33 protein-coding genes are annotated in these 26,848 nt (G+C 63.7%); 13 read left to right on the top strand and 20 right to left on the bottom strand.

Features of this window, described 5'->3' with window-relative positions; translation table 11 throughout:
* The coding region (locus CH266_RS03085; RefSeq protein WP_141214475.1) for a DUF222 domain-containing protein at positions 1 to 979 on the bottom strand (979 nt) is incomplete at its 3' end.
* A gap of 185 nt (positions 980 to 1,164) precedes the next feature.
* On the opposite strand from CH266_RS03085, the gene CH266_RS03080 reads away from it, so the two are divergent.
* Complete coding sequence (locus CH266_RS03080; protein WP_032381947.1) at positions 1,165 to 1,749, top strand: hypothetical protein; 585 nt, start codon at positions 1,165 to 1,167, stop codon at positions 1,747 to 1,749.
* A gap of 313 nt (positions 1,750 to 2,062) precedes the next feature.
* Positions 2,063 to 2,338, top strand: a complete 276-nt coding sequence (locus CH266_RS03070; RefSeq protein WP_094714694.1) for a hypothetical protein — start codon at positions 2,063 to 2,065, stop codon at positions 2,336 to 2,338.
* 6 nt (positions 2,339 to 2,344) lie between these two features.
* Here the strand turns inward: CH266_RS03070 and CH266_RS03065 are convergent, their stop codons facing one another.
* A complete protein-coding gene (locus CH266_RS03065) occupies positions 2,345 to 2,857 on the bottom strand; it encodes a hypothetical protein (protein ID WP_230592049.1) in 513 nt (170 codons plus the stop codon).
* Position 2,858: 1 nt separating this feature from the next.
* A complete protein-coding gene (fmdA, locus tag CH266_RS03060) occupies positions 2,859 to 4,112 on the bottom strand; it encodes a formamidase (protein WP_027494894.1) in 1,254 nt (417 codons plus the stop codon).
* Positions 4,113 to 4,180: 68 nt separating this feature from the next.
* On the opposite strand from fmdA, the gene CH266_RS26015 reads away from it, so the two are divergent.
* Together CH266_RS26015 and CH266_RS03050 are read left to right on the top strand one after the other, a co-directional pair.
* The gene (locus CH266_RS26015) at positions 4,181 to 4,540 is read left to right on the top strand and encodes an FmdB family zinc ribbon protein (protein WP_306438637.1); all 360 of its coding nucleotides are present in this window, start codon (positions 4,181 to 4,183) and stop codon (positions 4,538 to 4,540) included.
* Between the two features lie 42 nt (positions 4,541 to 4,582).
* Positions 4,583 to 5,803 (top strand): FAD-binding domain-containing protein, encoded by a 1,221-nt coding sequence (locus CH266_RS03050; protein ID WP_094714693.1) that lies wholly within the window; start codon positions 4,583 to 4,585, stop codon positions 5,801 to 5,803.
* Here CH266_RS03050 and CH266_RS03045 read toward each other — a convergent pair.
* From CH266_RS03045 to CH266_RS25635, 3 genes are read right to left on the bottom strand one after another with little or no spacing between them, the layout of a single operon-like run.
* Positions 5,797 to 6,576 (bottom strand): DUF4097 family beta strand repeat-containing protein, encoded by a 780-nt coding sequence (locus CH266_RS03045; protein WP_027494896.1) that lies wholly within the window; start codon positions 6,574 to 6,576, stop codon positions 5,797 to 5,799. The two genes, CH266_RS03050 and CH266_RS03045, sit on opposite strands and share 7 nt — an antisense overlap.
* A complete protein-coding gene (locus tag CH266_RS03040) occupies positions 6,573 to 7,229 on the bottom strand; it encodes a response regulator (RefSeq protein ID WP_094714692.1) in 657 nt (218 codons plus the stop codon). Before CH266_RS03040 ends, CH266_RS03045 begins: the two co-directional genes overlap by 4 nt.
* Positions 7,220 to 8,494, bottom strand: coding sequence for a sensor histidine kinase (locus CH266_RS25635; protein ID WP_217900983.1), 1,275 nt, complete (start codon positions 8,492 to 8,494; stop codon positions 7,220 to 7,222). The genes CH266_RS03040 and CH266_RS25635 overlap by 10 nt, the downstream gene beginning before the upstream one ends.
* Before the next feature lie 135 nt (positions 8,495 to 8,629).
* On the opposite strand from CH266_RS25635, the gene CH266_RS03030 reads away from it, so the two are divergent.
* Both CH266_RS03030 and CH266_RS03025 read left to right on the top strand, forming a co-directional pair.
* Entirely contained in the window at positions 8,630 to 9,262 is a 633-nt protein-coding gene (locus CH266_RS03030) for a hypothetical protein (protein ID WP_094714691.1), read from the top strand.
* 41 nt (positions 9,263 to 9,303) lie between these two features.
* Complete coding sequence (locus CH266_RS03025) at positions 9,304 to 9,486, top strand: hypothetical protein (RefSeq protein ID WP_094714690.1); 183 nt, start codon at positions 9,304 to 9,306, stop codon at positions 9,484 to 9,486.
* Here the strand turns inward: CH266_RS03025 and CH266_RS03020 are convergent.
* From CH266_RS03020 to CH266_RS03005, 4 genes are all read right to left on the bottom strand, one after another.
* Positions 9,474 to 10,304, bottom strand: coding sequence for a MerR family transcriptional regulator (locus tag CH266_RS03020; protein WP_094714689.1), 831 nt, complete (start codon positions 10,302 to 10,304; stop codon positions 9,474 to 9,476). The genes CH266_RS03025 and CH266_RS03020 overlap by 13 nt on opposite strands.
* Before the next feature lie 101 nt (positions 10,305 to 10,405).
* A complete protein-coding gene (locus CH266_RS03015; RefSeq protein ID WP_094714688.1) occupies positions 10,406 to 11,788 on the bottom strand; it encodes an outer membrane protein assembly factor BamB family protein in 1,383 nt (460 codons plus the stop codon).
* A 21-nt stretch (positions 11,789 to 11,809) separates the two neighbouring features.
* The gene (locus tag CH266_RS03010; protein ID WP_094714687.1) at positions 11,810 to 12,907 is read right to left on the bottom strand and encodes an SMP-30/gluconolactonase/LRE family protein; all 1,098 of its coding nucleotides are present in this window, start codon (positions 12,905 to 12,907) and stop codon (positions 11,810 to 11,812) included.
* A complete protein-coding gene (locus CH266_RS03005) occupies positions 12,904 to 13,848 on the bottom strand; it encodes a hypothetical protein (RefSeq protein WP_094714686.1) in 945 nt (314 codons plus the stop codon). The genes CH266_RS03010 and CH266_RS03005 overlap by 4 nt, the downstream gene beginning before the upstream one ends.
* A gap of 22 nt (positions 13,849 to 13,870) precedes the next feature.
* Here CH266_RS03005 and CH266_RS25280 point away from each other — a divergent pair, with 22 nt between their 5' ends.
* Positions 13,871 to 14,029 carry a hypothetical protein gene (locus CH266_RS25280; RefSeq protein ID WP_176456993.1) on the top strand — a complete coding sequence of 53 codons (159 nt, stop codon included), beginning with the start codon at positions 13,871 to 13,873 and terminating at the stop codon, positions 14,027 to 14,029.
* Positions 14,030 to 14,274: 245 nt separating this feature from the next.
* Positions 14,275 to 14,925, top strand: a complete 651-nt coding sequence (locus tag CH266_RS02995) for a cutinase family protein (RefSeq protein WP_032371459.1) — start codon at positions 14,275 to 14,277, stop codon at positions 14,923 to 14,925.
* A gap of 6 nt (positions 14,926 to 14,931) precedes the next feature.
* On the opposite strand, the gene galK is transcribed toward CH266_RS02995, so the two are convergent.
* The 5 genes from galK to CH266_RS02970 all read right to left on the bottom strand — a co-directional run bounded on the left by galK (position 14,932) and on the right by CH266_RS02970 (position 19,721).
* On the bottom strand, positions 14,932 to 16,155 hold the full coding sequence (gene galK, locus CH266_RS02990; protein ID WP_080729362.1) for a galactokinase: 1,224 nt from the start codon (positions 16,153 to 16,155) through the stop codon (positions 14,932 to 14,934).
* A complete protein-coding gene (gene galT, locus CH266_RS02985) occupies positions 16,095 to 17,210 on the bottom strand; it encodes a galactose-1-phosphate uridylyltransferase (RefSeq protein WP_032371616.1) in 1,116 nt (371 codons plus the stop codon). The genes galK and galT overlap by 61 nt, the downstream gene beginning before the upstream one ends.
* 23 nt (positions 17,211 to 17,233) lie before the next feature.
* On the bottom strand, positions 17,234 to 18,049 hold the full coding sequence (locus tag CH266_RS02980; protein ID WP_032371457.1) for a DeoR/GlpR family DNA-binding transcription regulator: 816 nt from the start codon (positions 18,047 to 18,049) through the stop codon (positions 17,234 to 17,236).
* Between the two features lie 89 nt (positions 18,050 to 18,138).
* The gene (locus CH266_RS02975; RefSeq protein ID WP_032371456.1) at positions 18,139 to 18,414 is read right to left on the bottom strand and encodes a YrhK family protein; all 276 of its coding nucleotides are present in this window, start codon (positions 18,412 to 18,414) and stop codon (positions 18,139 to 18,141) included.
* Positions 18,415 to 18,452: 38 nt separating this feature from the next.
* Positions 18,453 to 19,721 carry a reverse transcriptase family protein gene (locus CH266_RS02970; protein WP_032371455.1) on the bottom strand — a complete coding sequence of 423 codons (1,269 nt, stop codon included), beginning with the start codon at positions 19,719 to 19,721 and terminating at the stop codon, positions 18,453 to 18,455.
* 389 nt (positions 19,722 to 20,110) lie between these two features.
* On the opposite strand from CH266_RS02970, the gene CH266_RS02965 reads away from it, so the two are divergent.
* Entirely contained in the window at positions 20,111 to 20,665 is a 555-nt protein-coding gene (locus CH266_RS02965) for a DUF3558 family protein (RefSeq protein WP_032371454.1), read from the top strand.
* 39 nt (positions 20,666 to 20,704) lie between these two features.
* Positions 20,705 to 21,082, top strand: coding sequence for a hypothetical protein (locus CH266_RS02960; RefSeq protein ID WP_032371453.1), 378 nt, complete (start codon positions 20,705 to 20,707; stop codon positions 21,080 to 21,082).
* Positions 21,083 to 21,356: 274 nt separating this feature from the next.
* Here CH266_RS02960 and CH266_RS02955 read toward each other — a convergent pair whose 3' ends face one another.
* Positions 21,357 to 22,184 carry an SDR family oxidoreductase gene (locus tag CH266_RS02955; protein ID WP_032367566.1) on the bottom strand — a complete coding sequence of 276 codons (828 nt, stop codon included), beginning with the start codon at positions 22,182 to 22,184 and terminating at the stop codon, positions 21,357 to 21,359.
* A 182-nt stretch (positions 22,185 to 22,366) separates the two neighbouring features.
* Entirely contained in the window at positions 22,367 to 22,924 is a 558-nt protein-coding gene (locus tag CH266_RS02950; protein ID WP_032367567.1) for a helix-turn-helix domain-containing protein, read from the bottom strand.
* Positions 22,925 to 22,990: 66 nt separating this feature from the next.
* Here CH266_RS02950 and CH266_RS02945 point away from each other — a divergent pair, with 66 nt between their 5' ends.
* The 3 genes from CH266_RS02945 (at position 22,991) to CH266_RS02935 (ending at position 25,449) form a co-directional block, all read left to right on the top strand.
* Positions 22,991 to 23,689 carry an AzlC family ABC transporter permease gene (locus tag CH266_RS02945; protein WP_094714684.1) on the top strand — a complete coding sequence of 233 codons (699 nt, stop codon included), beginning with the start codon at positions 22,991 to 22,993 and terminating at the stop codon, positions 23,687 to 23,689.
* The gene (locus tag CH266_RS02940) at positions 23,686 to 23,997 is read left to right on the top strand and encodes an AzlD domain-containing protein (protein ID WP_094714683.1); all 312 of its coding nucleotides are present in this window, start codon (positions 23,686 to 23,688) and stop codon (positions 23,995 to 23,997) included. The genes CH266_RS02945 and CH266_RS02940 overlap by 4 nt, the downstream gene beginning before the upstream one ends.
* A gap of 432 nt (positions 23,998 to 24,429) precedes the next feature.
* Complete coding sequence (locus tag CH266_RS02935; protein ID WP_176456992.1) at positions 24,430 to 25,449, top strand: DUF5914 domain-containing protein; 1,020 nt, start codon at positions 24,430 to 24,432, stop codon at positions 25,447 to 25,449.
* Position 25,450: 1 nt separating this feature from the next.
* Here CH266_RS02935 and CH266_RS02930 read toward each other — a convergent pair whose 3' ends face one another.
* The 3 genes from CH266_RS02930 to CH266_RS02920 form a co-directional block, all read right to left on the bottom strand.
* Entirely contained in the window at positions 25,451 to 25,918 is a 468-nt protein-coding gene (locus tag CH266_RS02930) for an SRPBCC family protein (RefSeq protein WP_094714682.1), read from the bottom strand.
* Positions 25,915 to 26,259 (bottom strand): ArsR/SmtB family transcription factor, encoded by a 345-nt coding sequence (locus tag CH266_RS02925; protein WP_094714681.1) that lies wholly within the window; start codon positions 26,257 to 26,259, stop codon positions 25,915 to 25,917. The genes CH266_RS02930 and CH266_RS02925 overlap by 4 nt, the downstream gene beginning before the upstream one ends.
* Positions 26,260 to 26,322: 63 nt before the next feature.
* Positions 26,323 to 26,848: integrase core domain-containing protein (locus tag CH266_RS02920; RefSeq protein ID WP_141214474.1), on the bottom strand; the 526-nt coding region annotated here is incomplete at its 5' end.

Here is a 26,848-nt window from a genome sequence, read left to right as displayed (position 1 = left end):
CGCAGTCGTCGTCACTGTCGTAGTTCGTCTCATCCCACAAGCCCGCATGACTGGACCCGGCATCGCCAGGAAAGGGCTCGGGCGTCGGCGTAGTAGCGCGGCCGTTCCCGCCGTTGTCATCACCGTCGGCCTCGTATTTGTCGTCGTCACGTTCATCCTCGTGGACGATCGATGTCGGGTCGGCAGGGTTGTTCACTCCCGGCTTCGCGGCTTTCGAGAACAGGGCTTCGAGGTAGGCCCGGAGCTCCGAGTCGACGCAGAACTTCCCCTCGGACATTCCGTCGGAACCCTGCTCACCGAGGTAGAAGAACGCATCCCGTTTCCGTGGCCTCGGCTTTCCGTTCTTGTCCTCGTCTTCGTCCTCGTCGAAGTCGCCGTCGGGGTCGAGGATCGAGTCCAGATGCGCCACCAGTGGCGCGAAGTCGTCGGGCCGCCTCGTCGAGGCGAGACCCACCAACTGCTGTTCGGCGCGATCGCGAGTCTGCGGATCGACACTCGACGGGAGGTGCCGGAAGAATTCACGGATCATCTGCACGTGCTGGGCATCGAGCAACCCTGCCCGCACCGCTGCAGCGGTGTGCGGCAACAACGGAGGCAGCACTTCGCCGGACAATGCGGTGCGATCACCCAACTCCGCGGCCAGACGCACCCGCGCACCGGCCGCGCGTGGGGTGATCCGCAGCATCCATGCCACCGAACACAGCACCGACCCCGGATACACATCGAGGCCGTGCTGTGCGATCAGCTCGTTGAGCCAGGTGTGCGAATACGCCGTCACAGAGCGCGACACAGTTTCCATGCGTTGGATCACCGCACGCCGGTCGGCATTCGACCACGATACCGACGCCTGCCCCGCCAACTCCGCGACCGCCGACTCCACCGCCTCGACCAACCCAGCCAAGTCGGGGTCGGACACGTCAGGGGCAGGCGGCACCGTGTCGATGCCGTCCACCCCTGATCCGCCGTCCCCCGAAAGCATGAACAGAATCTACCGCGACCCACCGACAAGTTTTCGAACACACGTTCCTATCCAACTCTGTCGCCTCAGGCCGCGGTGACGACGGGCACCACTTCGTAGGGCCAGCTCCGGTAGTCCCGGTCCACCTCATGGATCGGTAACGTCGCACTAGCGCAAGCCCGGTATCGACCCAGAAAGGGCGCACCATGACCGTGCGACCATCCAGCGATCTCACTGCCGCCGACTGGCTCGTCCACGCTGATCGAGATTGGTGGGACCTCGCCACTAGAGGTCCACTGGGGTACGAGAGCTACGCGCGTCTCCGGTTCATCCCGGATCCGACGCACGCGGATCAGCGTGAGGGCGAGGCCGACATTCCGTACGACGAGCGTTCGGAGACAGACCAATTGGCGATGGTCGTTGCGACGCTGGCCAAACACACAACGACACCAGCGGACTGCTACTTTTGCGTGTGGGAGGGGTGGGGTGGTCTCGAGGTGCACGGTGCCGCGCGAATCCACCTCCCGGAACGGGAAGCATTCTTGTTCCGGGGACCTGCCCTGGACCTACTGCGCTGGGAGCAGGCACTCGATCCCCCTGGTCCCGAGGGTCTGCCGATCCCCTCGTTCGTCTGGCCCGCCGACCGAGCCTGGTGCATCGCCAACGACATCGATCCCCACTTCGCCACCATCGGTGCCAGTTCAGCAGCAATCAACGATGTTCTTGCCGACCGTCGAGTCGACACGGTCATCGACGATCCTGACCGTCCACAACCCTGGTACAGCCATTGAACGCCGCACGCGCGAAGTGGTCGAACACTGATCTGCAACAGGATGTCTCGGAAGCAGAGTGGGTGGACTACAACCTCGACGGCGTCGCCACAACCACAGTGGGCTCGCTGGTCCCCACTGTGTTCGACGCCTATGCCCGCATCCAGTATCCCGGGCGCAACGGCACGCCGAATCTCCTTTCGCGGGCGAAAACCGTTGCAGCCTGGCATGTCAGCTGGCATCCATCACCGAGGTTCTCGCTCGAAGCACGAAAACACCCGACGAATGCTGGTTCGCCGTCTGGGAAGGCAACACGGCACTCGATGACATTCGCGTGACGGCACCGACCGCGGAAATCGCCGGCTACAACTATTTCCTGTTGAGGGGTCCGATCGAACGCGCAACGGACACCCTCCGTGGGTTGTCACCGAATCTGTGGTGGCCCAACGACCACGCGTGGTGTGTAGCTCAGCACTTCGACTTCCCCTGTGCCTATATCGGGGGCAGCAGGGATGCTGTTGCGGACCTTCTCGCGCTCACAGATATCGATTCGTCGCCGGCCCGCGTCGACCAGATCATCACCGTGAACTACGACCAGCACATCGACTGAGATACCTCAACCAGTCGATGCAACGGTCTCGACAGTCGATGCTTTCCATCGAACTCCGAATCCCGCAGGTATTGAATCCCTTTCGTGGTACTCCAGCGCACCGCTGTACGTCACACTGAACGCGCCGGGATGTCGCGTCGGGATCAATTCCCGTCGTTGCACGAGAAGACCGGCCCGATCATGGATGCGGAGGGTGCCTCGCGGCCGCGTCCGAAAGTCCAACCACAGATACCTGTCCCACACCAGGCAGCCGTGTAACGTCACATCACCGACCAGGCCGCCGTCGCCCATCATCGTGGTGAAGCCGTTCCCGAGATGCGCCACCCACTCCGTCAGACCGTCCACAGTGACAGTCTCGACCCGAGCCGGCACCTCGGCACACATTTGCGCCGGCAGGTCCATCTGGTCGGGTGACGCCCAGTACGTGGTGGGAGTAAACACCGCGCCTACGGCAGGCTCGTCAGGCCACGGTTCCATGTCCTCGAGCATCCACAGTTGCGACATATCAAGCAAACTCACGTCAGAACTGCGCCCTGGGCGCTCCCATTCCCGGGTCGATTTGGAACGGACCGCTTGCCGAAGGCGCTATCGGGAAATCGAAGATTGCGGTGGGGATGTACACGGTGGCACAGGAGTTGGGGATGTCGACCACTCCGGACAGGCGTCCTTCGATCGGGGCCGAGCCCAGCAGCAGGTACGCCTGCTCGGGGCTGTACCCGAATTTGGTGAGGTAGTCGATCGCATGCATGCAGGCGTTCTGGTAGGACAGGTCGGAGTCCAGGTACTTCTGCTCGCCGTCGACGGTGACCGAAATGCCGGAGAAGGCAATCCATTCCGAGTACTGCGGTGCGGTGTTTCCGGGCATGAAGATCGCGTTTTCACTGACCCCGTACGTGTCCATGCCGCCCTTGATCAGGTCGACGTGCAGGTCCATGAAACCGCCCATTTCGATGGCACCACAGAAGGTGATCTCCCCGTCACCCTGCGAGAAGTGCAAGTCTCCGAACGACAACTTCGCCCCCGGTACGAACACCGGATAGAAGACGCGAGTGCCCTTGGTGAGATTCTTGATGTCCTGATTGCCACCGTTCTCTCGTGGCGGTGCCGTACGTGCGGCTTCGCCTGCGACACGCGAGAACTCGTCGCCGCTCAACGATCCCAGAATTGCCCCGTCGAGTTCAGGTGCCAAAGCCAATGGCGGAACACGATGGGGATCGGTGGCGATCAGAGCACCTTCACGGGCGTTCCACTTCGCCAGCAGGGCAGCCGACGGCGCGGTTCCCATCAGGCCGGGATGAGTGATGCCGGTGTACTTCACGTGCGGAACGTGGCGAGATGTGGTGGTCTGCCCGGAAAAGTCCCAGATCGCCTTGTACGCGTCGGGGAATCGATCAGTGAGGAATCCGCCGCCGTTCTGCTTGGCGAAGATCCCCGTGTATCCCCAGCCCTGACCCGCCAGTGGGCCCGAATCTTCCTGCGGGATCGGACCGACGTCGAGGATATCGACGATCAGCAGGTCCCCGGGCTCGGCTCCCTCGATATGGAACGGCCCGGACAACGTGTGCACGTTGTTGAGCGGCGCATTGAGAATGTCCTCGGCGGAGTCGTCGTTGTGAATGGCCCCGTCGAACCATTCGCGGCAGTGCGCCCGAAACGACGTGCCGGGCTTCACTGTGACCGCGGCCGGTATGTCGGGATGCCATCGGTTGTGACCGACGATCTCCTGTTCGGTGAAACTCTTCGTCGAGTCGAGCGGAAACAGCAGTTCGGGCACGAGGCACCTCCGGTTGCGCGGATTCTCCTGCCTCGATCATTGCACCGTCGTGGTGTATTCGGCCCGGTATGACGTGTAAATGTTGTATGACGTTGCGCCGGAACGCCACTGACACGACACCTCGCGCTACCCTCGTGTGCGTGCCCACCTACAGCTTTCGCTGCACACAGCGTTGCGAACCCGTCGAGCAGAGATTCTCCATGGCCGATGTCCCCTCCCAGGTGACGTGCCCGGAGTGCGGCGAGAGCGCTGCACGCCGGATTTCGTCTCCTGCCCTCGGCAGGGGGAACAGCGCTGCGATGAAGGCACACGACGCCTCGCGGGCCACCGCCGACTCACCGACGGTAGTCACCTCCATCCCACGGCAAGGGCGGGCGGCGAGCCCGACGACGTCGAACCCGCTCCACCGTCGCCTGCCACGTCCCTGATCTCGGCGTTTCTCTTTCGTGCCGACGGGGAAGTCCGGGTGCATGTCCCAGCTCCCCGCTCCCCCGTCGATCGCCGACGGCTTCACCACCGACGACGTCGTTTCCTGGGTTGCCGAGCATCTGGGCGACCTGACGCTCGAGGGACCGGACGACATAGCTCCGGGTGGCATTCGCGGCGGACAATCGGCGGCCGATGCCGCGCTGGCGAGCTTGGACATCACCGGCTACGCCCGCGACCGCAGCACTGTCCTTCCTGCGAATCGCCGCGGAGCCAGTCGAATGTCGCCGTACATCCGGCACGGTCTGCTCACTCTCCGTGAGGTGTGGGACGCCGTAGCGGACGCCCCTGCGCGCGATCGCACGCGGTACCGGGACGAACTCATGTGGCAGGAATACGCCCGCCACCTCTATGCCCGCGTCGGAACCGATCTGGGGAGATCCCTTCGTCGTGAACAACCACGACCGCACAACTGGACTTCCGAACCCTGGCCCGACGAGATGAACTGCATGTCCACGGTGGTGGGCGAATTGCACAGTGACGGTTGGCTCGTCAACCAAACACGCATGTGGCTGGCGTCCCAATGGGCTGTGCGTGCCGGCGCGACATGGCGCGACGGCGAGGACGAGATGTTCACCCACTTGCTCGACGGCTCACGGGCGGCCAATCGACTGGGTTGGCAATGGACGGTCGGTACCGGAAGCGGCAAGGTGTACGGCTTCAGTCGGTGGCAGGTGAACAAGCGCGCACCATCCCTGTGCCGCAACTGCGCGCTGAAAGACGCCTGCCCCATCGAGAATTGGCCCGACGACGATCTCGGACCGGCGGTCGACGGCCCGGATCTCAACAAGGCCCCGGTGCCCGCGGGCCCCGGGCACATGGAAGGCGATGGTGCAGAACAGGTCTGGTTGACCGCGGAATCGCTCGGCACCACAGACCCCGCAATGGCTGCGAATCCCGAGCGACCTGCCGTCTTCGTGTTCGACGAACCGCTCCTCCACAAGCTGCGGCTGTCCGGAAAGCGACTGGTGTTTCTCGCCGAGACTCTCGGCGAGATCGCGTCGACCCGGCCGTTGGAGGTACGTCGCGGCCGAGTATCCGAGGAACTTTCCGGACGGTCTCTGGCCGCCACCTGGGCACCTGTTCCCGGCTTCTCTCGCATCGCCGACGCCATCGCCCCGGTCGAATTGCATCCATGGCCCTGGCTGACGCGTCCCACCACATCCTCGGTCCGGTCGTTCAGTGCATGGCGGCGCAGTCACTGACGTGCCCGCACCGTGATCTGCCCTTCCTCGCTGGTGGCGGAGACCGTCTTCGGCGATCTGGGGTCGTTGATCACGTCGACGACGACGTCGCCTTTGTCGGATGCCGCGTCGACGGCATAGAAGTCGGCGGGCGGAAGCCCGATCGTCGTGTCGCCGATCACGTTGCGCGCCTTGACCGATTCCGGTGCAGTACGCGATTCGACGCTGATCTCGCCGAACGTCGTGCTCACATCCACGATGGACGCAGTTGCATCACTGATCTTCACGTCACCGAACCGTGTGTCGACCCGGATGGCTCCCGCCGATCCACGAGCGAACACCGATCCCGACGCTGTCGAGACGGATACGTCTGCACCGACATCCGACAGCACGACATCACCGCCCGCACCGTTCACCGCGAGGGTCAGGCCTGCGGGTATCTGCAATTCGACGTCGGCGTCACACGTCTTGTACCTGCCGTAGGAACATTCCACAGCCACGCTCGACCCGTCCGCACCGACGTCGACCGTGGGGGCGTCCCCTCGGTAGATCCCGTGCGCTCGAACATGCAGCGAATCATCGGGACTGGGCACGAACTTCAGGTGCGCGAACCCGGTCGTCACAGTCAGCTGCGAGCCGTCGATCGCGTGATCTACCGAGTAGTCGTAGTTCTGAGTCTTCGGAACGGAGAAACCGAGCGCGATCGCCGCAGTGGTGCCTGCTCCGGCCGCACCGACCACGACGGCCGCTGTGGTGATCGCCAACGTGTAGCGCAACAATGGAATTCGATTCATCGAATAGCTCCCAGGTATCGTAGGACTGCCATGACCCGGCGGTGATCCGCACTGTCGCCGAGCAATCCGAGTTTGGCGAAGATGTTTCCGATGTGCTTCTCGACGGCTGCTTGACCTACGACCAGAGCGGAGGCGATGCCGGCATTGGACTTACCTTCGGCCATCGCCGTCAGCACATCTCGCTCTCGCGGTGTCAGCGAGTCGAGTGGATCCGAACGTGGTGCGCGCGCCAGAATCTGTTGCACAACTTCAGGATCGATGACGGTTCCGCCGTCGGCGACCGTCTTCACCGCGTCGGAGAATTCGTCCACATCGGCGACACGATCCTTCAGCAGATATCCGACGCCGTCCGTGCTCTGCCGAATCAGTTCTGCCGCATACCTTTCCTCCACGTACTGCGAGAGCACCAGTACTCCGACATCGGGCCAACGCTCACGAATGACCAGTGCCGCTCGCAGACCCTCGTCGAGAAATGTCGGAGGCATCCGCACGTCGATGACGCAGACGTCGGGCAGCGGCTCGGTGGACGACATCAGCGTCAACAGCTGCGCCGCGTCACCAACTTTTCCGATCACCTCGGCACCGGAGTCGACCAACAAACGCGCAACACCCTCACGTAGCAGTACCGAGTCGTCGGCAATGATCACTCGCACGGGATGGTCACCTCCACTCGTGTCGGGCCGCCCGACGGCGAAGTCACCGTCAGGGTTCCGTCGATTCCGCTGAGCCTGTCGGCCAATCCGGCCAATCCGCCGCCGGGCTCGAAATGCGCACCGCCACAACCGTCGTCGACCACGGTGACGGCGACGGAGGACTCGCCGCGAGCGACATCGACCTGCACGTTTCCGGCGTGGGCGTGCTTGCCGACATTGGTCAAGGCCTCGGACACCACGAAGTACACCGTCGACTCGGCGGTGGCGTTCAGACGTCGCTCGCCGGTGAGGGCCGGGTCGATGTCGATCGTCACCGGAACTGTCGACAACGCCGCGACCGACGACAGCGCTGCGTCGAGTCCGCGATCGGTCAGGATCGGGGGATGCAGTCCGCGCGTCAACGTTCGGATCTCACCGATCGCGTTCTTCGCCTCCCGATGTGCATCGTCGAGCAAACCCTTCAAGACCACGTCGTCCGTAGCCGACGCGCGAGACTTCGCTTGTCCCAGTGACATTGCCACCGAGACCAGCCGTTGCTGGGCACCGTCGTGCAGGTCCCGTTCGATGCGTCGCCGCTCGGCATCGGCGGCGTCGACGACGCGAGCACGGCTCATGGTCAGCTCGTTCACCCGCTTGCTCGACTCCGACTGCCCGAGAAGTGCTGCAGCGCTCCACCAATCGAGCTTGGCAATCAGGGTCGTCAGTGGCGGAACGCCGGCAACCAGGACTACCAGAGCTGCCACTCCGATCACCGCAACCAGCGGAAAGTCCACTCGTTCGGCTATCTCCAACCCGGTGCCCTCGGGATCGGTGACCAACCACGCGACCGGGGCGGCCGCCAGAACCGGAAGCGCCAGGAAGAGCGCAGGCAGCAAGAACAGCAGCGCAGCCGAGATCGGAATACGAATGATCCAGTAGACGAGCGACTTCCACAGCCCGACGTCACGAACACACCACACCAACTTTCGCCAGCTGGTCGGATAGACGATGGTGTCCGGTTTCGTGATCTCGATGCCGCTGGTCAGGTCGATGCCCGTTCGCGCCGCGATGTCCAGCCAACGAAGGACCACGATCGTGAACACGAAGACGAGCACACCGCTGAGGGCGAACGGCAATGCGAACACCGCGAGCAGGAGCAGACCTACGATCAGCCATCCGCCCAGTCCGGCGAACGTCGTCGCCAACAGCGACGCCATTGCCAACCACCACTGCTGCGAAATCCACGCTCTGAGCGGATTGAGGGGAATCGGTAGTGCCTGGTTCATGCGGATGAGCCTAAGTGGGCAGTTGCCGGGGCGTCCTCACTGCGAACCCACGAGGTGAGGTAGGGCCAGCCCTACCGTCGATCAGTGGGTCGATCGTGGTTTCTTCCGCGGTCCGGACGACAAGATTCGACAGGTATGAACCTGAACATCCTCGATGTGGACCGGTTGTCGTCCATGCCCGTGTGGGTCGTCTTCGCCGTCGTCTTTGCACTGCTGGCATTCGAGTCCGCGTCGCTGCTCGGTCTCTTCACACCAGGAAACAGCGTCCCGATCACACTCGGGGTGCTGACGTCGATCGGTGTCGTGCCGTGGCTGCCCGCCGTCGTCGCCGCGGCGGTGGCGTCGGGCATGGGTGCGCAGTGGGCGTTCTGGCACAGTCGCCGTGCCGACACTGTGTTGGGTCTCGGGCGAGCGGAGTCCGCGCTGCCGGCTGGGGTGCTGAGGTTCGCCTCAGGGCTGACCACCCAGGCACGCTCACGACCACGCGCTGTCGCCACCGCCGGGCATCTCATCGGGGGAATCCGCACCATCATGCCGCGACTCGTAGCGACCTCCTCACTGCGGCAACGCGAATACGCGGTGCTCAGCCTGCTGGCCGCAGTCGTGTGGGCGGCTGTCCTGGTGACGGCCGGAGCATGGCTCGGCGACCGAACGATCATCAGGACCGCCCTGGGATATGCATGGATTCCGGCTCTGACGGTGATGGCCGCTACCCAGCTCAGGCGTCGAACACGCTCGTCTTCTCCCGAACTTGTCGGAGCCCGGTGATATCAAGGATGTAGAGAGAGATACGACAGAAAGGGATTCGCATGTCCGCCAGCTTCGATACCTGCCACGGCACACTCGTGATCCACGCGATCGGCGGTGCGGAGTGCACGGAGCCGGACTGTGTGGATCTCGAGTATGTCCGCCATTTCCTGGTGCTCGAATGCGAGGAGGTCACCGGTGGCTGCCAGTGCACGGCGCTGGTGGAGCTCGCTCAGGCGTCCTGACGCCGGACCACCGGTTGCTGCAGCTCGGTCACCCAGTTCTCCTGCGGCGCAGGCTCCGATACCAGGTAGTACTCGCGGCAAATGCCGGACAGCTCATAACCATTGGCCTCGATCCAGGCCGCGAACTGCTCCCAGGTCTCGCCGATCGTCGCCATGGAACCGTGGTGAACGGTGGTCACCGCGAGCTCGACGGGCGGAAGCTCGGTGACCTCGTAGCCCTCACCGGCCACGACTTCGGGCCCCACCTCGAATGCGGCATGCACGGTGATGCCGGTGCCGTCCCCGTCGTCGACGGCCTCGTACATGGCGATCGACGACGGCCCGAACGTCACGCCGTGCTCCGCGAGCGTCTGGGCGAGTCGGGCGTACATCGGGCCGATGACCGGGCCGATGTTCTCGGGCCCGAACCCGGCGGCGGTCTCGGTGACGAGAGCAATACGGGTGGGTGGCAACGATTTGGTGTCCACGGTGATCATCGAAATCCCTTCGGTGTGGGAGAGCCGCGCATCGATACGACGCAGGCGAGCGGCGTCGAGATCGAGTCGACGAGCGAGATCAGTGCGCTTGGCCGCGAGCATCTCTCGTAGCCGATCGGCGCTGACCTGACCATGCACGATCTGCGTCACCTCGTCGAGCCTGAACCCGAGGTCCTTGAACATGAGAATGCGTCCGAGAACCTCGAACTGCGAACCGTCGTACGAGCGATAGCCCGTGAACGGATCCACCCGTGCAGGAGTCAACAACCCGATCTCGTCGTAGTGCCGAAGCATACGAACCGAGACCCGGCCGATCGATGCGAACTCTCCAATGTTGAACATGACTCTCCGAGGTTCTCGTCTCACACAGTGTGAGGGTCAAGCGCGGAGAATCGGGTGAGCGAGGTTTACTGCACCCGATACTTGCGGGTCGGGGATCCCACTCACTTCCACACCGTGAATTGGTTGTCCCACGACCTGGTCATGTGTCCGGTTGCCGTGGAGACCACCACCCGAGCCGGGTTGGCACCTTCGGGCTGTGGGATGGTCCATCCGATCTCTCCGCTGCTGGCGTCGATGGAATGCGTACCCCGATAGTCGCCGAAGACGAAGTTCTTTCCGTCGGTCAGTCCGCCGCGTACCCAGTACGCGTCTTCCCACGGCGTCACCCAACGCTCGGTGCCGTCGTCGATATCGAGACCGGTGAGCGTCTTCGCTTCAGGATCGGTGACGATGACGACGCCGCCGACCACTGCAACCATGGCAGATTGGGCACCGCTGAACTCTGATTGCACCATCGCGGGGTTACGCCAGAGCTCGTCACCGGTGTTCGGGTCGTAGGCTCCGTCGCCGAGAAACATCGGCGACGGTTTCAGTGGACTGCTGGGATACATCGACGCTCCGTAGGACGGCCGCGGAATCGCTCGGATCACCGAGCCGTCTGCCGCCAGGAGATTCTGAGTGCCGACGGTTCCCGATTCGCTTCCTATGCTGGAGAGGAACAGGCCGTTCCCGACGCTCTGCACCGAGTCACCCTCGTAGGTGAATCTCTCAGCGCCACTGTCGAGATCGAAGATGGTGTAGATGTATTGCGGAGTGCCGTCACCCCTGGACGTCAACATCACCGACTTTCGATCCGGAGTGACATACACCGAGGAGAAGTCGCCGGACCGCTCGAACGTCCGACGGAAGTCGGACTCGATCGCAGTCGGGGTACCTTTCGTCAACACCGGCGTTCCGTCCAGATTCCCAGAGACGAAGACGCTTTGATCCACGATTCGCGCACCGTTCACATCGAAATCCGTTCCGACGTCCGCGACCAGCGCCCCATCGGACGTGTCGATGGACACCACGCGCCGATCACCCCAGCACGCGAGCAACACCGATTCCAGTTCCGACGCACATTGACTCACCCGCCCGATAGGCGTCTTCCACAGCGGCGCGCCGTCATCCGGGTTCACGCCGACGAGGGTTACGGCTCCTACCTCTGCGCCGCTCGATGGATCCGCACTGGGAAGCGGATACCCGGTCGCACCGATCATCACGCCGTCTCCGCTGAGGAATCCGCCGTAGCCGTAGTACTGGCCGAGGCCGTAGGGCATCGACAGCAGCACGTCGCCGCCGTTGTCCGACAACGTGCGGACGTCTGACGTCCACGCCGGCTCAGGTGGGGTGTCTAGGGACCCAGCAACCATGGCCTGCTCGGCACCCGGCGCGGGCGTATCCGGCTCGTCCGACGCTACCCGCACAGCGATGAACGCCGCTCCCACGACCAGCGCCGAACCGAGCGCGATCAACTTCCACCGCTCGTCACGAGTGAGGTCCACCGGCAGACGGTAGCACCGGCCTCAGGCCAGACCTTTCGGATAGTGCAGCGGTAGTCCCGTCTCTTCGACACCGAGTTCGAGGATTGCCCATTGATGTGGGTCGATGGCGAGCAGTCCGTGGTTGGAGACGATCAGCGACGTCCCGCGGAATGCGACAGAGGCGGGTGTGGAGTACGGGATGGACCGAGTGATGCTCTCGACGGGTGTGGGCAACGACGCCACCACCGAACGGGTGTCGGGATCGACCACCTCGACGGCGTTGTACAGCGGATTCGCGATCGGCAGGTAGATGCGCCCGCTGGACCCGATGGCCAAACCGTCACCCTGACTCGCGACCGCCACTGTCTCGAGCTCGCCGGGAGCGCCGTCTGGCATTACCGAAAGTCGATGGACGACACCGCGCCCGAACGATTCGACACGCGGAACCAGGGACATGGTCACCACGAAGTTCAGTCGCCCGGCAGCGTCGAACTGCATGCCGTTGACACCGTAGATCGAGGCGAAATCCGCGTTCTGGTACCAGATCTCGGCCGCCCCACCGCCGGCAGGCACCTTCCAGATGGTGGCCTGGTTCAGGTCACTGACATACATGGTTCCGTCGGGCGCGAACGTCGCCCAGTTCGGCCAGGCCGGTCGATCCACAGGCGAAGGCTCGCACCGATTACCAGCGGCCCCGCCACAGGTCGGGAGATCGGCGAATGTCGCGTAGACCGTCTGCGTTCCGGTTGCCGGATCGATGCGCACCGCCCGCGCCCCCGCGTAGTCGAGGGCGTAGACCCGACCGCCGCCGTCGAGCGCGATACCGTTGACGCCGTGTTGGGCGGGTACGTGATCCGCCAGGGAATATGTCTCGAGCAGGCTACCGTCGGCGTCCCAATGCCAGACGTCCGCAGACGAATTGGGCCGGTTCGAGCCCGACCAGATGCTGCCGTCCTCAGGATCGACTGCCATTCCCTCGGGCTGGCCGGGCAACGGCACCACGGCGATGTCCCTGGTCTGCCCGTAGTCGAGGGAACCGGCCAGTGGTTCGGCCGCCACCCCGGGAGCGGTCACGACCGCGCCCGAGATGCAGCTTGCCATCACCGTCAGAACGAGAACCCCGATCCGACGTCCGTTCATCGAGGGGTGATGGAACCGAGGAACGAGGTGGTCCAGATTGCCGAATTAGCAGATCCTGCAGCATCGTTCGTCGGAACGAGACCGTTGAGCGTCACCTGGCCACCGGTCAGACCGAGAGCGGGCTGCGGCGGCAGGGTGAAGCCGCAGGACTGCTGCACGGCGCCCGGCTCGATCGGCAGATCGGTACGACGGCACTGCCCGGTGGAGTTGGCAGTCAGCGCAGGCGTGACGCCGTAGCTCGTGATGCTCAGCGATGCACCGAAGTCCGGGGACGACGGATTCTGGTAACAGATCGACGCCGTGGCTGCGACGTCCGCGGAGGGCTCGGTCGATGCCGCGCCGGTGGCGGCGTCGACGGACACGGCGTGAATCTCCGTGGTGCGCAGGCCACCCGGGCATGCGGGAGTGCTTCCGGTCGAAACCGAGTTCACCTCGCGACCGGCGCTGTACTTGACCGAGCCGGTCGGTTGGGGGGTTCCTGCCACGGGTTCCGGCACGGGAGCAGTGCCTTCACCGAGTGTGTAGAGGGTCCACAGCGAGCCGGTGCGTCCGTCCGGCAGACGCAGTGGATTGGCGATCGAGTTGCTGGTAGCAACTCCACCGGTCACACCGGAATCGTTGGGGTTCACGCGCAATACGCAATCGACCGCGGCACGGCCGGGCGAGCCGATCAGGAACTCGAGTCCGCACGGCCCGTTCATCGTCAACTTTCCCAGCCCCGGCGCAGTCAGCACACCCCACTGATCGAGGAAGGCCTGACCGTCGATCGTCGGACCGTCGCACACGTAGATAGGTCCGACGTTCTGGTCGGTGGGATCGGTGAGAAAGCCTGTGGTCGGGTTGTTCTCGAACGTGTACATCCGCGCGTCGAGTCGTTCGACCACGGTCAACGATCGGGGTGAACCGAAGTAGTCATTGCACGCGGCGTTGTCCGCGGCCACGGGCCGCTGCCCACTGTCGACCGTGCGGAAGACGCTGAAGCTACCCGGGCCGTCGTTGATCGACCCCAAGATCGTCGCCGGAGCGGGACTCGGTGCCGCGTTCGCCGAGACCACGGGACACATCGCCACCATTGCCGCCGCCACTACCGCTGTTCGTACCCAACGACTCGTCACTCGATAACCCCCGAAAATTCGGACCAGGCCATTCGCCAGGTCTACGGCACCCCAGCGGTCACCGTAGCGCAACAGGCGTTGAGAAACCAGGCTTGGCAGTGGATTACCGACACATACCGATACGGCCTCCCGGACCCGCCTCGATAACCGACCGGGCGTCTGTAATCAAATGTTGAACGACCCTGTGAATGCGACGTCGCAGCGGTTATGGTTCGTTTCGATGCTCCTCCCCCGAACCCACAAGGACTCGCCATGAAGAGACGCCTGATCGCCTATTCCATTGCTGCACTTGCCATCTCCGCCACAGCAGTGGCGCTTCCCACCGGAGTGGCCTCGGCCGCGCCGTGTTCGGATGTGGACGTCTCGTTCGCTCGCGGCACCGGGGAACTTCCCGGCCTCGGCATCACGGGTACTCCTTTTGTGAACAGCGTCAAATCGCAACTCTCGGATCGCTCGGTCAGCACGTACGCCGTGAACTACGCCGCCGACTTCACCCAGGCCAGCGCGGGACCCGGATCTCGCGACCTCGTGGCTCATCTCAATTCCGTTGCGGCATCGTGCCCGTCGACGAAATTCGTGCTCGGCGGTTACTCGCAGGGGGCGACCGTGGTGACCAACGCAGTGGGTCTGCGCACTCCCAGCAGCTTCACCGGCGCCGTCATCCCGGCCGCGATCGCCGACCGTATCGAGGCCGTTGTGGTGTTCGGCAACCCATTCGGGCTCACCGGAAGGAAGATCGAAACGGCCAGCAGCACATACGGTTCACGCACTAACAGCTTCTGCAACTTCGGCGACCCGGTGTGCCAGATCGGCGGCTTCAACACCTTCGCTCACCTGACCTACGGCACCAACGGCTCTACGACGCAGGGTGCCTCGTTCGCGGCCGCTCAGGTACGGAGCTGAATCGACTCACCGAAATCGGTGCGCGGGCCCCGATGGTTCTGCGGACAGAAAAGTCGGTTCCGGTAGCCCGGATTGCTGTGCGCTCGTGAAGATTTCCTCAGCGACTGCATCGACCCGAGCTATCGGAACCAACGCAATGGCAGAACCCCCGAACCCCCCACCCGTCATACGGGCCCCGTATGCCCCGGCTCGCAGCGCAGCATCGACGGCGCTGTCCAGCTCGGGGGAACTGACCTCGTAGTCGTCTCGAAGCGAGACGTGCGACGCCGTCATCAGGTCGCCGAGTTCGGTACCGATGTCACCGCCGTCCAGCAACGCTACTGCCCGCTCGACTCGTCGTATCTCGCTGGTGACGTGACGAACTCGGGGAACGAGAGCCTGATCGACGAGCCCCGATACCGCCCGCTCGGGGTCGAGTCCGCGCAGCGTCGACACACCCAGCTGCAGGTAGGCCCGGTCGAGGGCGGCCCGGCGGGCACCGTACTGGCCGTCGACCAGACGGTGCGGAGCGTTGGTGTCGATCACCATGATGCGAGCACCCGACGCCGCGACGTCCAGTGGGATCTGCCGGGTCGAGCCGTCGAGGCAGTCCAGAAGCAGGGCGTGTCCTCGTTCGGCAAGCATCGCGATGGCTTGATCCATGCCCCCGGTCGACGCGCCGGCCACATCGTTCTCGGCCCGAATGCTGGCGTCGATCAGTACCTTTCGATCGACGTTCAGATCGAACAGATCGCTCAGGGCCAAGGCGAACGAGCACTCGAGGGCCGCCGAACTCGACAGGCCCGAGCCCACCGGTACCGAGGAGTGCACGGCAACATCGACTCCGCCTATCCCGTGCTCCTGCAGCGCCCAGGCAACGCCCGCCACGTACGCCGCCCAGCCCGACGGACTTCCCGGTCCAATGTCACCGAGTTGCCCCGTCCACGTCTGGTCGGTGTGCGTCGAGACCGCCCGCATCGTGGCATCCTCGCGCCGCCGAACAGCGACTGCAGTGGCGAAGGGCAGCGCGAACGGCAACACCAGACCTCCTGCGTAGTCGATGTGTTCGCCGATCAGGTTGACTCGCCCCGGTGCCAACCAGACGCCGTCCGGCTCCCCGCCGAACGCGGTGTCGAACAGCCCCGAAGCACCGTCGGCGAGGCTCTGCTCGGACACGACGCTCAACCAGTTCACACCAGCACCTCGCGCAATCTGTCTGCGATTCTCTCGGGAGTCGTGTCGTTGATCCATGCGCCCATCGCCGACTCGGATCCGGCCAGAAACTTCATCCGGCCCGGTGACCGCATCATCGAGAACAGTTGCAGGTGAAGTCGTCCCAGCTCTCGATCGGATCCGACGGGGGCCTGGTGCCACGCCGAGATATACGGCACCTCGTCCACGCCCTCGAAGAATGCGTCGACGCCCCGCAGCAATGCGCGGTAGACGCCGGCCAGCTCGTCGCGCTCCGCGTCGTTCAGTTCGGCAAGATCTGCGACGTCGCGGCGCGGAGCAAGATGCACCTCGAGCGGCCACCGTGACGCCGCGGGGACGTACGCCACCCAATGCTCGACATCCACGACGATCCGTCGACCCGAGCGCAATTCGGCGGCGAGTACATCGGCCAACAGAACTCGACCGGTGTTCTCGAAGTGCGTGCGCGACTGCCTGATCAAAGCATCGGTACGAGGAGGAAGGTAGGGGTAGGCGTAGATTTGGCCGTGCGGGTGCGTCAAGGTGACACCGATCTCCTTGCCACGATTCTCGAAGCAGAACACCTGTTTCACTCCGTCGATCGCCGAGAGCTCCGTGGTCCGGTCTGCCCACACATCAATGATCGTTCGAACCCTCGACAGTTCCAGCGAGACGAAAGACGCGTCGGGATCACTGGCGAAACAGACGACCTCGCACCGACCGGTACCTGCCGCCAGTGGCCACAGCGGCTCACCGTCGACCGCTGCCGGAAGAGTCTGTTGTGCAGCATTTCCCGCCAACGACGGGAAACGGTTCTCGAACACCACGACGTCGTAATCCGAGGCCGGGATCTCGGTCGCCGGCCGGCCCGGACGGCTGGGGGCCAACGGGGACAGGTCGGCGGGAGGCAAGAACGTGCGGTCCATCCGCTGGGCAGCCATGACGATCCACTCGCCGGTGAGAACGTCGAATCTCATCTGCGAGAACGACATCGACGGCGACAGCGGTCGTGAGTCCACGAGCTCCCGGGTGGCACCACCGGAAAGGTAGGGCTCGGTGTCGTCGTAATAGATCAATTCTCGACCGTCGGCCAACGTGGTCGAGGTCTTGCGCATGGGATGGGTGGTGTCCTGCGCGGTCATCGACTGCTCGCCTCCTGGGTGGTCGGCCGGGGCTCGGCGGGACCGGTTGCGACGACCACGTCGTCGACGATGTCGGTCAGCGCGTCACGAATACGTTCGGGCACAGCGACATCGGTGACGATCACGTCCACCTCCGACAACGCAGCGGTGGTTGCGAGGGCGCGAACACCCCATTTGGTGTGATCAGCGAGGACCGCGACGCGTCGAGCCGAGGCGACGAAGGCCTGATTGGTCTGTGCCTCCAGCAGATTGGGGCAGGTGAGGCCCGCATCGATGTCCACTCCATGCGTGCCGAGAAACAGAATGTCGACGTGCAGCGTCTGCAACGCGCCGACTGCCAACGGACCGACGAGTGCGTACGACGGGGTGCGTTGGCCTCCGGTGAGCAACACGGTGTGGTCTGCTCTGCCGCCGGCATGAAGGACGTCGGCGACGGGCAAGGAGTTGGTCACCACGGTGATGTCGGGTACACGAAGCAGTTCCCGCGCCAGCGCGTGTGTCGTCGTACCTCCGGAGATGCCGATGGTCGTTCCTGGCCGGATCAATCGTGCGGCGGCGCGGGCAATGGCGGCCTTGGCGTCACGGCTCTGCTCGGACTTCACCGGAAAGCCCGGCTCGAACGCGCTCGCGGAACTCGGCGCGGTGATGCCGCCATGCACTCGCTCGACCAGGCCCTGGGCGACCAGTTCATTGACGTCACGTCGAATGGTCATGTCGGACACCGACAGAGCAGTGCCCAACGCGGCCACCGTGACGGCTCCCTCGGACCGCACCCGGTCCAGAATCTTCTGCTGACGTTGATGGGCGAGCATCACACCATCACCAGACCTGATTCCATGCACACAACATTCACCAGATAGCAACAAATGTCAACAAAAGCGAACAGGGTGCGGCGATGTGGTCAGAAGTCGTCGTCGCTCTCGGACGCGGTTCGTGCACGACCGATCCGTGTCAGATGCACCCGTCGCGCCAGTCGAATCACGGGACGGATGAGCAGTTCGATACTCCCCAGCAGGAAGAACCACGTACCGATTACCGTCGTGCTCTCCTGAAAGAAGAGGATGCTGCCGACGATGAACCAGACCGCAACGAGAATGTCGTTGATGATGCTGACAACTTCCCACCGCTGGCGAATCACCAGCTCCTCGTGCCCGATAGTGAAGGTCAGGTCGTTCATAGCGGCTCCTTCGTAAAACGTCGGTGTACCCAGTCCGACTACCCGGATCCCTCCCAATCGACCCGGGCTGCCATCTCGAGCAGTTTCCGACGACGTGTCTCGCTGGTCTCGCCGATCCGCGCGATACGTCCGTACGCATGGGCGCGGAAGTCGGTAAGGCCGTTCCGATTCTGTTGGGCTGCAACGCTACCGAGGCAGTTGTGCAGTAACGCGCGGAGGTTGTCGTACTCCTCTCGCGGAACTGCGGGCCACGCATTGACCACCAGCCCCGTGAGCTGTTGCCGTTGATGCGCGCGCCGTACTCGGGTTTTGTCGGGATGAATCGTGAAGCCCTCGTCGTGCGCGATCTGGGACACCACCCACAGCAACTTGTCGACGTCGAGCTCGGCCGGACCGGAGAACGCCAGGTCGTCGGCGTAGCGGGTGTAGCGGGCACCCATGGTGCGGGCGAGCCCGGCAACTCGAATATCGAGTTGGCGGGCAGCCAGGTTGGCCAGGGCGGGCGACGTCGGTGCGCCCTGCGGCAAGTGGGTGGTGCGAAGCCTCGCCGCCGTCGCGCGGTCCATGCCCGTCAATTCGCCGGCCGGGGTGACCGTTGTGCACAGCGCGGCAAGATTCGCCGCAACTCTTCTGGGATAGCCGACGGCCTCGAAGATCGCCACCACTCGATCGAACCCGATGGACGGAAAGAAACGACGTAAGTCGACCGAGACCACCACCTCACGCTCGGCGTGGGGCGTCGCGAACGTGCGGGGGCTGCGCCCTTTACGAAAACCGTGCGCGGCGGGATGTGGCGGAATTCGATCCAGGATGCGGTGCAGTATCTTTCGCTGAATCTCGCGCAGGCGCGGTTTGGGCACCTCCAGCAGTCGAATGCCCTGACGTTTGTCGAGGCGAGCAGATCGATAGTGCTGCAACGGGAACGGCGCAGTACGCAGCCTCCCCTGCAGGTCGGCAAACCACTCGATTTCGGAAATGGTCAGATCCAGTGATTGCGCGAGCTGGCCCGTCGTCTCGTAGCGAGGCACCTCGAACCGCCAGGGTACGACACGGCCACGTATCGGCGATCGCTGTGACGACTTCGACGACGGCGCAATCAACGGAAGATCGCGCAGCAGAACGAATATCGACGCCTCGCCGAACGGCGGACTCGGGTACAGGTCGATGATTCGATCGGCCAACCTCGGGGCCTTGGCCGGCATGAATCGAGAGAACGCCTCCTCGAGCCCCGATTGCGTCCACTCTGCGTCTGCAGCCAAACGAGCCAGGGTTGCGGCGGCGCGCGGAAACAGTTCGCGGTCGTTCACGTCGGTCGCTCCAACGGGTCTCGAGCGAGAGAATGCAGCGGCGCGCGGCGACCGAAATCTTTCGTCCTCGGAGCTGCCAAGCACGCGTAGCGTGCAGACCAGCTTCGGACGCAGTGCTCGATTCTCAATATGTACCCAGGGGTTACCCCTGAGACCGGTCCCGCGGACCAACTCTCGCCCACGCGCCGCTGCATCCCACCACAATGCCAAACCGACGCGGATCTGTCAGCGGGATGACTCACTAGTTCGACCGACCGGTCGGGTTTTCGAGTTCTCGTGAGTTGCTCGATTACGAGCCGGAGCTCTCGAGTCCGGAGCAGGTGAACGGAACCAGCGCCGACTCCGTTGCGTCCAACCCGTAGATGGGCTCTTGGGAAAGGACAGTGCACATGCATCGAAACAGTCGATGGGCGGCAATCGCAGTAGGTCTGCTCCTGCTCACCGCATGTTCGACGGGCCAAGACGGTACTGCAGTCCCCGAAGTCATCGCAACAACCAGCACGGCCGTCGCAGCACCGACGCCCTGGGATCCATGCACCATCCCCGACAACGCCATCGAGCAGGCGGGATTGAACGTCGACTCCAAGGAATCGGGGGTGTTCGGCCGCGATCAAAACGGATTCAAAATTTGCGGATGGGTAAGTCGCTCGCCAGCTGACGCCTACTTCCTGCGCATTTTTGTTGGGCTGCAGAGCTTGGACTACATCGACGATCCGAGCCATTTCGATCGACTCGAGCCTGTCCGAGTAGGCACTCGGGATGCCACCCAGTACCAGCAGATAGCCGCCGATGCATCCCGCAACTGCGGCATCGCATTCACCGCTGGAGCTGAATTGATCAGAGCAACGTTCATTACAGGCCAATTGACTGGCAGCTCACCGTACGACCCATGCACAGAGCTCAATGCCGTAGTGACCAGACTCGATTCCGAACTGCCCAACTGAATTTTCCGTCTATCGAAGGACACACACACCGTGGGCCAAGTGAAGCCTGACCTCCTCGCACAGTGGCAGGACATGAACCAACGAGCCGACTCCGGCACCCTCACCATTCCAGCCGACGTCGCTGCAAGATGCGATGCAGCCTGTGTCACCTACCTGGCTCACCTCAAGAAGATGCAGGTCGACTCGCTTGCTCTGACCGAGGTCGAAGACTGGGGCAACTTGCCATCCGCCCAAGCGTTGCGTGACAAGTTTCTGCGCCTTGCGACGGGCAAAGACACGTCACTCGACGTCATACTGCAGCAGCACATCGACGTCATCGATTCGATGCGTACGTTGTTTCGGCGCTACTTCGAGGACACGGCCAACACGGATGAACGAACTGCTGCGAACATCGTCGCGCTCACTCCGGAGAATTGACGGCCTGCAGCACTATTCGCTGGACATCGACCTCGCGGTTGTCGTTGTCCAGTCGCCGGGACACCGGCTCGCAACTGCGAGAACGCCACCACTCGATCCGCGCCCTCAGCCGACAGGCACACCCCACCGACGAGGTGTGGATCCCGACGATGGGCGTGAATCCCCGCTCCCCCGCGTTTTCGTCGCGTCCGGAGCGTAGCTGCAAGCAAGCCTCCTGAGACGGATCAAGGCCGCCCAGGTTGGAGCCACACCTAGAGGTTCGTGTGGTGGAGACTCAGCCTCCGTGCGCCTCGACGGCCACGGGCTGCCATTCACGCCAGTTCGCCAGGCGTGATTCGTAGTCCTTCGTCGCGATCTGGAGCGGTGCCTCGCCGAAAAAGACTCGCAGTGGCGGCTTTTCGGCGTCGACGACCTTGAGCAGCGCCGAACGCGTAGCTACCGGATCGCCAGGAGTCGCCTGCCTTGCACTCCGCAGTTCGGCGGCCTTCTCCCGAATCGGGTCGTACGCGGCGATGTCTGTGGACTTCTTGGCGGACGGACCGGCCCAATCGGTGGAGAACCCACCCGGCTCGATCAGCGTCACATGGATACCGAAGTCCTCGACCTCCTGCGCCAGGGCCTGACTGAATCCTTCGAGGGCCCACTTAGACGCGTGGTACGCACCGACATTGGGGAATGCGGAGATTCCGCCGATGGACGACACCTGCAGGATGTGGCCGCTGCCCTGCTCACGCATGAACGGCAACGCGGCCTGAGTGACCCACAGCGCTCCGAAGACATTGGTCTCGATCTGCGCGCGGGCGTCCTCCTCGGAGATCTCTTCGATCATCCCGAACTGGCCGTAGCCGGCGTTGTTGACGACGATGTCGAGCGATCCGAAGGTCTTGTGCGCCAGGGCGACTGCTGCGAAGTCGGCAGCGCGGTCGTTCACATCCAGCTCGATCGGCAGAATCGCGTCGCCGTATTTTTCCACGAGATCGTGCAGTGTCGCCGTGTTGCGAGCGGTGGCTGCGACTCGATCACCGCGGTCGAGGGCTGCAATAGCCCACACGCGTCCGAATCCCTTGGAGGTGCCGGTGATGAACCACGTCTTGGCTGCCATGAATCTCGTCCCTTCGCTACACGGACAAAAGTAAGGACGACGTCCGCTGCAAACGCCTCTCGGCGAGTGGTCGCTCGTAGCGACAAATGGGGTGAGGCCCGGGGCTTGCCAAGCGAACGCCGTCGAAAGAGTCCAACGGGGTACGTCCGCCGACTATTCCCCGCACGTCAACTGCGTTCCGTTCAGCTGTGCTCGGTGATCATCACCGCCATGGTGTTCGGCTCCAGCGCCTCGAAGATATGCAGCGCGTCGCCGGGGTAGGCGACATAGTCGCCGGGCAACAGTTCGACTGCCTCGCCCACCGGCCCCACCAGCGCTCGTCCGGCGCTGAGCACCACGTGCTCGACCACGCCGGGGGAATGAGGGTCCGAGCGCCTGGGCTCGCCCACGTCCGCACTGACCAGATAGATGTCTCGTCGCGCGTTCGGCGGAGACGACGCCAGCAGCGTCGCCGAGTAGTCCGCCCGGTCCGACGCGAATCTCGGCCCCTCCCCCGCACGGATCAGCCGGACCGACTGCTTCGCGGGCTCGACCAGTCTGGAGAACGGCACATCCAGGGTGACGCTGAGCGCCCACAGAGTTTCCAGACTTGGATTCCCCGTACCTGATTCCAGTTGCGACAGAGTCGATTTGGCGATACCCGCACGACGCGCCACCTCGGCCAGCGAGAGGCCGACGCGTCGTCGTTCCTGCTGCAGAGCGGCAGCGATGGCCGCGATCGGTGGTCCGGCGTCCGCCATTCGTTCACTCCATCGGTACGTTCGTTTGATTTGACGAACAGCTTAACATCGTCCACTATAACGACCATGCGTTCGACATGGCGAACCCTGCAGGGGGTCAACATCCGCGACATCGCGTTGGTCTGTCTGGCCGACGCCTTGGTCGGGGCCTCGTTCGGTGCCATCGCCGTAGCCGCCGACCTGCCACTGTGGCTACCGGTGGTGATGTCGCTTGTGGTCTTCGCGGGCTCCTCTCAGTTCATCTTCGTCGGCATCCTGGCCGTCGGCGGCAACCCCGTCGCCGCCGTGGCGAGCGCATTGCTCGCCAATACCCGGCTCGTGCCGCTCGGATTCTCCATAGGATCCGTTTTCGACAACGTCTCGCCATGGAAGCGACTGCTCGGCACCCACCTGATCACCGACGAAGCGGTCGCATTCAGCGTCGCCGAAGAAGACGAAGGACGGCGTCGAACAGCGTTCTGGCTGTGCGGAATCGGACTGTTCGTCACCTGGAACATCGGGGTGGTGATCGGCACTCTCGGTGGTGGCGCAATCACCGATACCGCCGCACTCGGACTCGACGCCGCATTTCCGGCAATCCTGCTCGGACTGATCATGCCTGCGCTCCGAGATCGGGGCACGCGCAATGCCGCACTCGTCGGCGCAGGGATCGCCCTGGCAGCGTCGATGTTCCTACCGAGCGGACTGCCGGTGCTCCTCTCGCTGATCGCCGTGGTGCCCGCACTGCTGTCCGCCAAGCCCGCCGCACGCGAGGAATCCGCATGAGCCTCACGATTCCGCTGATCGCCATGGTCGTCGGCACTTTCGCGCTCCGCCTCATCGGCCCGGCCCTGCGCTCGCGCATGACCATCTCGCCCCGCATCGACCGCGTCATGTCCACCTCGGTCGCCGTCGTGTTCGTAGCCCTCATCGCCACCTCGACCCTGCTCGTGGGCAAGGACTTCGCGGGCTTCGCAGCCCCTATCGGCGTCACCGCCGCCGGAATCCTCGCTTGGCGCAAAGCACCCTTCGTCGTCATCGTGATCGCCGCTGCCGCGACCACCGCTGCCCTCCGCTGGTTCGGTGTCGCCTGACCGAACCGCGGCACCCCAAGTCCACTAGATGTGACATTGACCCCCGAAAAGTCCACCAAATGTCACATTGAGTGCATCGGATGGGGAACACGGGTGACAGCCATCGCCCCTTCGCGGACTACCGACACGGCAACGAGCCCATTGCCACCTGGGCGACCTCGCTTACTGACCTGAGCGCCCACTATCTCTCTGCATCCACGGGATCCCGCGTTTCGAGCCGAATTGTGGGCGCTGACATCAGTTGACCGGCGCAGCGTGAACCGCCGACCCCCACTGGACCCACCTGACCTCGTGCACCGCTCCCCGTTCACCGGCACCCCGGGTCCACTAGATGTGACATTGACCCCCGAAAAGTCCACTCGACGTCACATTGAGTACCCCCGGGCGGGGACAATGGAGAATGAACACAATGTCTCGATGTGGGGAGCAGCAATGACCGCGCTGGATGCAGTACGACGACGCTGGCCGAAGACGATGCCACTTCAGCCGCTTCCGTCGGAGTCGTGGGCCAAGCAGGAGCCGACGTGGAAGGGTGCGAATCCCCAGGTCATCGAGTCGGCGTTGAAGCGTGCGAAGACTCGGACGTCGGGTAATTGGTTCGTTTTCGCTGCGAGTCGCGACGTGAAGGCCGACAAGCCGTTCGGTCGCTATGTCGGTACCACCGAGTTGGTTGCGTGGCGGGATTCGGCGGGCAAGGTGCATATCGGTCCGGGTGCGTGTCCGCATCTCGGGGCGGCACTCGATACCGCGAAGATCGAGTGCGACGCGTTGGTGTGCCGGTGGCATGGGCTGGCGTTGAGTCCGAAGGGTAAGGCTGGCTGGCGGCCGGTTCCTGCGTTCGACGACGGTGTTCTGGTGTGGGTTCGGCTCGACGAGCTGGGCGGCGAGGAGCCGACGCCGGTGCCGGTGGTTCCGATCAGGCCCCCTGCGTCGACGTCCATTCCTGGTGTCGTCACGTTGATCGGGAAGTGCGAACCGGACGACATCATCGCCAATCGCCTCGATCCGTGGCACGGCGCATGGTTCCATCCGTACTCGTTCGCGAGGTTGAAAGTGGTGAGCGCGCCCACCGACATCGATGTGCCCGAGGAGGACGATCGCTTCCTGGTCGATGTCACGTTCCGCGTCAGTCGCGGCATCGGTGTTCCGGTTCGAGCCGAGTTCGTCTGCCCCGGCCCACGCACCATCGTCATGCGCATCCTCGACGGTGAGGGGGCGGGAAGCGTCGTCGAGACTCACGCGACTCCGCTGGCTCCTGCGCCCGACGGTACCCCGCGGACGGCGGTCATCGAGGCGACGATCGCGAGCTCGGATCGACCCGGCTTCCAGATGGCGCGCAAGGTCTCGGGATTGCTGCGTCCGGCGATGAACTTCACCGCCGCACGCCTGTGGAAGGACGACCTCGACTACGCCGAACGCCGTTACGAACTGCGCTCGACGGGTCGCGCGTGATCTAGCCTTCGACGAGTGCGGCGAGTTGGCCGATGACGGTTCCCCAACCGTCCTGGAAGCCCAACTCCTCGTGCGTCTTTCGGTCTTCTACGTTGCGGTGCATCACGTGCGCCCGGTACTCGGTCCCGCCCGGGTGGTCGGCGAACGTGATCACCGCGGTCATGAACAGTTGCGGAGCAGGTCGCCAACCTTCGACGAGGGAGTTGGTGAACACGATGCGTTCCTGAGGGTCGACGGCGAGGAAGCATCCGTCGATGTGCGGTTCGAAGTCGCCTCCGGGTTCGCTCATCAGCGTTCGGAATGCGCCTCCGGGCTGCAGATCCCACGCGTCGACTCGGCACAGAGTAGGTGCGGGAATCCACCATTTCTCGAACTTCGAAGGGTCGACCCACGCATCCCACACCGTCTCGCGTGGAGCCGCGATGATGCGGGAGATACTTAGGTCGAGTTCGGGATCGAAGGAAGTCATTGCTGCTCACTCTCTTTCGGGGATCGGGTGACGAACTGTTCGAGGCGGTCGGTTCTGGATTCCCACACGGACCGTTGCTGTTCCAGCCACGCGGAGGCCGCGTCCAGGTTGGTTCGCTCGATCGTGCATGCGCGTACACGTCCGGTCTTGTGGGTGCGAATCCATCCGCTGCGCTCGAGTACATGGATGTGCTTCATGAACGACGGCAGAGTCATGTCGAACGGTTCGGCCAGTTCCCCCACGGTGGCAGGCCCGGACCCCAGTCGGCCCAGTACTGCACGCCGCGTGGGATCGGCCAACGCCTGGAACACGTCGTCGAGGACCTCGGAATACTGAGCCATAAGGCACAGTATCTCCACGAGAATACTTAGCGCAAGGGCACAGTATCGTCGGCTCGGGTCGGACTAGCTGTTCTTCCCGGGGACGTTGTGGACGGTCAGTCGCTCGATGGGTGACTTGCCGCCGATGCCGGTGTGGGGTCGGTGGTGATTGTAGTGATGGATCCAGTCTTGGTAGGTCGCCGCTCTGGCTTCGTCGGAGAGGTAGGTGTTCGCGTAGGCCCATTCCTGGTTGAGGGTTCGGTTGAATCGTTCGACTTTGCCGTTGGTCTGCGGCCGATACGGCCTGGTTCGTTTGTGCTTGATTCCAGGGCCTAGGGTCTGCGCGAACAGTGTTGAGCGGTAACAGGATCCGTTGTCGGTCAGCACACGCGCGATCGTGATGTCATGGGCTGCGAAGTAGGCTTTGGCGCGCTCGAAGAACCCCGAGGCGGTTTCTTTGCGTTCGTCACCGAGGATCTCCGAATACGCGAGCCGGCTGTGATCGTCGACGGCGTGATGGACGTAGGAGTAACCGCGGCCCTGTTTCTTGTTGTGCCGCTTTCCGATCGCGCGGCCGAGCTTGCGATGTCCGCCGCCGTCGGGGATTCGG

This window comes from Rhodococcus sp. 06-1474-1B, assembly GCF_002258885.1.
In the GTDB taxonomy this organism is placed as follows: domain Bacteria; phylum Actinomycetota; class Actinomycetes; order Mycobacteriales; family Mycobacteriaceae; genus Rhodococcoides; species Rhodococcoides fascians.
Note: the sequence above shows the minus strand (reverse complement) of the source record. Positions and strands in the feature narration are given on the sequence as shown.

Bases quoted from the DNA above. Each gene is read 5' to 3' on its own strand.
- CH266_RS02995 (WP_032371459.1), top strand. From the start codon at position 14,275: ATGAAGAGACGCCTGATCGCCTATTCCATTGCTGCACTTGCCATCTCC.
- CH266_RS02980 (WP_032371457.1), bottom strand. From the start codon at position 18,049: ATGCTCGCCCATCAACGTCAGCAGAAGATTCTGGACCGGGTGCGGTCC.
- CH266_RS02955 (WP_032367566.1), bottom strand. From the start codon at position 22,184: ATGGCAGCCAAGACGTGGTTCATCACCGGCACCTCCAAGGGATTCGGA.
- CH266_RS03050 (WP_094714693.1), top strand. From the start codon at position 4,583: ATGTCCCAGCTCCCCGCTCCCCCGTCGATCGCCGACGGCTTCACCACC.
- CH266_RS02945 (WP_094714684.1), top strand. From the start codon at position 22,991: ATGCGTTCGACATGGCGAACCCTGCAGGGGGTCAACATCCGCGACATC.
- CH266_RS03020 (WP_094714689.1), bottom strand. From the start codon at position 10,304: ATGTTCAACATTGGAGAGTTCGCATCGATCGGCCGGGTCTCGGTTCGT.
- CH266_RS25635 (WP_217900983.1), bottom strand. From the start codon at position 8,494: ATGAACCAGGCACTACCGATTCCCCTCAATCCGCTCAGAGCGTGGATT.
- CH266_RS02965 (WP_032371454.1), top strand. From the start codon at position 20,111: ATGCATCGAAACAGTCGATGGGCGGCAATCGCAGTAGGTCTGCTCCTG.
- CH266_RS02940 (WP_094714683.1), top strand. From the start codon at position 23,686: ATGAGCCTCACGATTCCGCTGATCGCCATGGTCGTCGGCACTTTCGCG.
- CH266_RS03025 (WP_094714690.1), top strand. From the start codon at position 9,304: ATGTCCGCCAGCTTCGATACCTGCCACGGCACACTCGTGATCCACGCG.
- galT (WP_032371616.1), bottom strand. From the start codon at position 17,210: ATGCGCAAGACCTCGACCACGTTGGCCGACGGTCGAGAATTGATCTAT.
- CH266_RS26015 (WP_306438637.1), top strand. From the start codon at position 4,181: ATGACGTGTAAATGTTGTATGACGTTGCGCCGGAACGCCACTGACACG.
- CH266_RS03045 (WP_027494896.1), bottom strand. From the start codon at position 6,576: ATGAATCGAATTCCATTGTTGCGCTACACGTTGGCGATCACCACAGCG.
- CH266_RS02935 (WP_176456992.1), top strand. From the start codon at position 24,430: ATGACCGCGCTGGATGCAGTACGACGACGCTGGCCGAAGACGATGCCA.
- CH266_RS02975 (WP_032371456.1), bottom strand. From the start codon at position 18,414: ATGAACGACCTGACCTTCACTATCGGGCACGAGGAGCTGGTGATTCGC.
- CH266_RS03030 (WP_094714691.1), top strand. From the start codon at position 8,630: ATGAACCTGAACATCCTCGATGTGGACCGGTTGTCGTCCATGCCCGTG.
- CH266_RS02930 (WP_094714682.1), bottom strand. From the start codon at position 25,918: ATGACTTCCTTCGATCCCGAACTCGACCTAAGTATCTCCCGCATCATC.
- CH266_RS02950 (WP_032367567.1), bottom strand. From the start codon at position 22,924: ATGGCGGACGCCGGACCACCGATCGCGGCCATCGCTGCCGCTCTGCAG.
- CH266_RS02925 (WP_094714681.1), bottom strand. From the start codon at position 26,259: ATGGCTCAGTATTCCGAGGTCCTCGACGACGTGTTCCAGGCGTTGGCC.
- CH266_RS03010 (WP_094714687.1), bottom strand. From the start codon at position 12,907: ATGAACGGACGTCGGATCGGGGTTCTCGTTCTGACGGTGATGGCAAGC.
- galK (WP_080729362.1), bottom strand. From the start codon at position 16,155: ATGGATCAACGACACGACTCCCGAGAGAATCGCAGACAGATTGCGCGA.
- CH266_RS03080 (WP_032381947.1), top strand. From the start codon at position 1,165: ATGACCGTGCGACCATCCAGCGATCTCACTGCCGCCGACTGGCTCGTC.